Here is a 3,505-nt window from a genome sequence, read left to right as displayed (position 1 = left end):
CCAGCACACGCATTCCCTCTGAAACTAGATACTTGGCAAACATTGCAGTAATAGTACTTTTCCCACTGCCACCGCGACCACAAAAAAACACCTTTGTCATATCACAATAACACTCCCCTGATTATCAGTTTAACTTATATGCTAAATCTCTGAAAGAGGGGATATTTGGCTCAAGATATCTTTTTCTAAAGTCCTGGCTTTAGGAGTTATGGCCAAACCTCCCTTAGACGTCTCCCTTAAACTTTCAGGTAAAGCTCTACCAACTTGTCGCATAGCATCAACCACTTCATCCGGAGGTATAACGGATCTTACCCCCGCCAAAGCCATATCGGCGCATATTGAGGCCAAAGCCACCAACGTACCATTTCGTTTTATACATGGAACTTCAACTAAACCGGCAACCGGATCGCACACCAAACCCATTACTGACTTTAATGTCAAAGCAGCCGCATGTGCCAAAGCTTCGGAACTTCCCCCTTTTAGAAACGTTAAAGCCGCAGACCCCATGGCAGCAGCAGCACCACATTCGGCTTGACATCCCCCTTCAGCTCCAGCCAATGTAGCTCGCTTTTGAATGACCTCCCCCACGCCTCCTGCGACGATCAAAGCCATTACCAATGCATCTCTGGTCGGCGCATACAAATTATTATAAGCGAAGAGCAATCCTGGCAAGATGCCACAGCTTCCAGCGGTAGGAGCAGCCACTATGCGTCCCATACTCGAATTGTATTGAGATACTGACAAAGCTATATGAGAAGACTTTGCTATCAATTTCCCCGAGAGCAAATCATTGGCCTGAGATATATATTCACCAAACCTCTGTGCCTCATCTTTCATTAAGCGACCTTTAAAGTCCGACTTTATGGCTGAATTTACGGATTGTTCCATGGCATCTAATATAAAAGACATAGAAGCATATATCGAGTCAAAATCCTTGCCGCTTTCTCGGCTTTCCAGTTCTATTACTGCCTCATAAAATTCAAGATCGACCTCACAAAGCTGCAGTATCTCTTCAAAAGACCTCATTTTATATCACTCTCCAAAGAAGGCATGAAAATAATGCGCATCAAAGCGGGATGAGAATTTAACATTTCTTCTTTAGCATCTTCCTTCAGCTCTCCATCAATTTCTATAACCATTGAAGCCCTCCCACCCCGTCCTTGGCGGTGCAATCGCATTGTAGCAATATTTAAGTTACGCTTGGCAACGACACCGGTTACTGCAGCAACCACTCCGGGTTGATCTTTATGAAACGTAATTATTGCGGGAAGTTCACCATTAAGTGACAAGGAAAAACCATCTATTTCCTGAAGTTCGACTACGCCCCCTCCCAAAGATGCTCCAACCACTTCCACGGTCTTATCTTTACCATACAGCACGAATCTCACGGAATTGGGGTGTGCCCCATCTATATGTTCTGACATGAAACGATACTCCATTCCTCGTTCGCGGGCGATATTCAAAGCATCTTTTATCCTTTCGTCGTGGGGCATAAATCCCAGCAACCCAGCTATTAAAGCCTTATCCGTGCCATGTCCCCAGTAGGTAGCGGCAAAACTGCCCCTCAAATATATATCAACTTTCCTTATCTCTTCGTTCCACATTGCCCTAGCCAACCTGCCAAGCTTGACAGCTCCTGCCGTATGACTTGACGAAGGTCCAACCATAATCGGGCCTATTATGTCCAACAACGCCACCGCATCTCACCTTCCAGTTAAAATCTGCTTTATGACGCCGCTTTACATCGTGAATTTTATCATAAAAATTAATTAGTTAAAACCATCTAAAGACACGAATGCCCACAAATAAAACCGCTATTGGCCTCCATTTACAACAAGAGTTGCCTTGATCAAGGCAACTCTTGCAACACAAATAGTAACAATGATTAGGGCTTAAAAAAGATGTTCTAAGGTCAAATAGACCCTTCTTTCTGGGCCGATAAAACCAAAGGTATCAATTATATATTCTTTATCGAAGATATTATAAGCAGCTAACGTAATTCTATCGTTTTTCATGTTGTAGGAAAGTAAGGCGTCGACTACTACGAAATCATCATCTGCCCTATCGTTATGATAAGATTGTAAATTATCTATCTCACGTTGACCATAATAATGAGCGCTTAAGCTTCCAAACCATGGGCCGCTGTCGTAATTAAGCTCGCTGTAAAGCTCCAGTTGCGGTGTGCCACCCTTCCTCCAAGGGTCACTTGAAGTTTGTTTTTCTTCCGCCTTTTGCCAGGTCATTCCATTAATCCAACTTAGGCTAGAGGTAAGCGCTTTTTCAAACTGCCCTTCAATACCCCAGGAGCGAAATTCGGCCAAATTAATATATCTTCCCTTATATGTATTATCGTCAATTGTCTCCCACGTAAGTTTGTTATCCAATGTCATGTAAAACAAACTTACGTTCCATCTATTATTTGGATCTTTTACGCCTAAATCGTAAGTATATCCTTTTTCGGGAAGCAGATTAGGATTTGGTTCAACCATAGCCTCTTTTGCATACAATTGATACAAGCTTGGCATGGCAAAAAACTTGCCCGCCGTTAAATACCACAGCTTTCCGCTGTCATCCTGCCTATAAAAAGATATTTTCGGCGTAAATTCAGACTCGTCTTTTCCATCATCAACATCCCAATTTTCATATCTTAAACCTATGTCCATGAGGACATCGCCCAACGCAAAGGAAAACTGCGTAAAGGGAGCAATGTTATATCGCTCCCCTTTGTAAGAAAATTTGTCTATTGAATAAGTTTCTTTGCCATAATCAACTATCAAACCATCACCATTCGCGGAAAGTTTTTCAAAGCGATAGGCAACTCCCCAGGCAAGCGGCACCTCTCCAATCGAAGATTTTTGAGTAAACTCTAAACCCCAAATGTCTTCATTGTAATCATATGGAAGGAATCTTTTTACTTTTTCTTTTTTTACTTTTTCTGAAGTAGAATCATAATAAGAAACTTCAGCTCCTCCTTGGACATATTCCTTATCAAGGAAATGGGCATAGGCTATTACTTCATTCTTAACGTCTGCATATTTCAGATAAAATCTCTTATAATCGTCCTCTTGTTTATCTATCATAGGGTAACCTGCATCCCACTTTGAATCATAGGAACCGAAATCGGCTCCAAAGCGCCAGTTCCCCCAAGAAAGAGCAATGCTCGCCGAATCTTCGTCATAGTCAAGCGCTTTAAAAACTTCATCATCTTTATACCTGATGGGCACCTCGCCTTCTTCTCTGTGATTGTAGCGAATCCCGACATCAAAGATGTCTCCTTTAATTCCTGCCGAGGCGGAATACCTGCGCCAGTCGTTGCTGCCTCCTTCGGCTATGATTGACGTCTTGTACTTATCGGGCGTCTTGGTGATGATATTTATGACTCCAGCAGCAGCCATGGAACCATAAAGCGCAGATCCTGCGCCTTTGACGACTTCAATACGTTCTATGGACTCCAAGGGAATGGACCTTAAATCAGCGGTGAACATATTGTCGTAATTTACCGGCA

At 42.8% G+C, this 3,505-nt stretch carries 3 protein-coding genes; all 3 read right to left on the bottom strand.

Features of this window, described 5'->3' with window-relative positions:
* Nucleotides 1-141: 141 nt before the first annotated feature.
* Nucleotides 142-1,026, bottom strand: coding sequence for an L-serine ammonia-lyase, iron-sulfur-dependent, subunit alpha (sdaAA, locus tag Q7P41_RS08880; protein WP_303883587.1), 885 nt, complete (start codon nt 1,024-1,026; stop codon nt 142-144).
* Nucleotides 1,023-1,697 (bottom strand): L-serine ammonia-lyase, iron-sulfur-dependent subunit beta, encoded by a 675-nt coding sequence (gene sdaAB / locus Q7P41_RS08875; protein ID WP_303883584.1) that lies wholly within the window; start codon nt 1,695-1,697, stop codon nt 1,023-1,025. The genes sdaAA and sdaAB overlap by 4 nt, the downstream gene beginning before the upstream one ends.
* A 195-nt stretch (nt 1,698-1,892) precedes the next feature.
* On the bottom strand, nt 1,893-3,505 hold a 1,613-nt coding region (locus tag Q7P41_RS08870; RefSeq protein ID WP_303883583.1), incomplete at its 5' end, for a TonB-dependent receptor.

Source organism: Acetomicrobium mobile, assembly GCF_937920065.1.
Note: the sequence above shows the minus strand (reverse complement) of the source record. Positions and strands in the feature narration are given on the sequence as shown.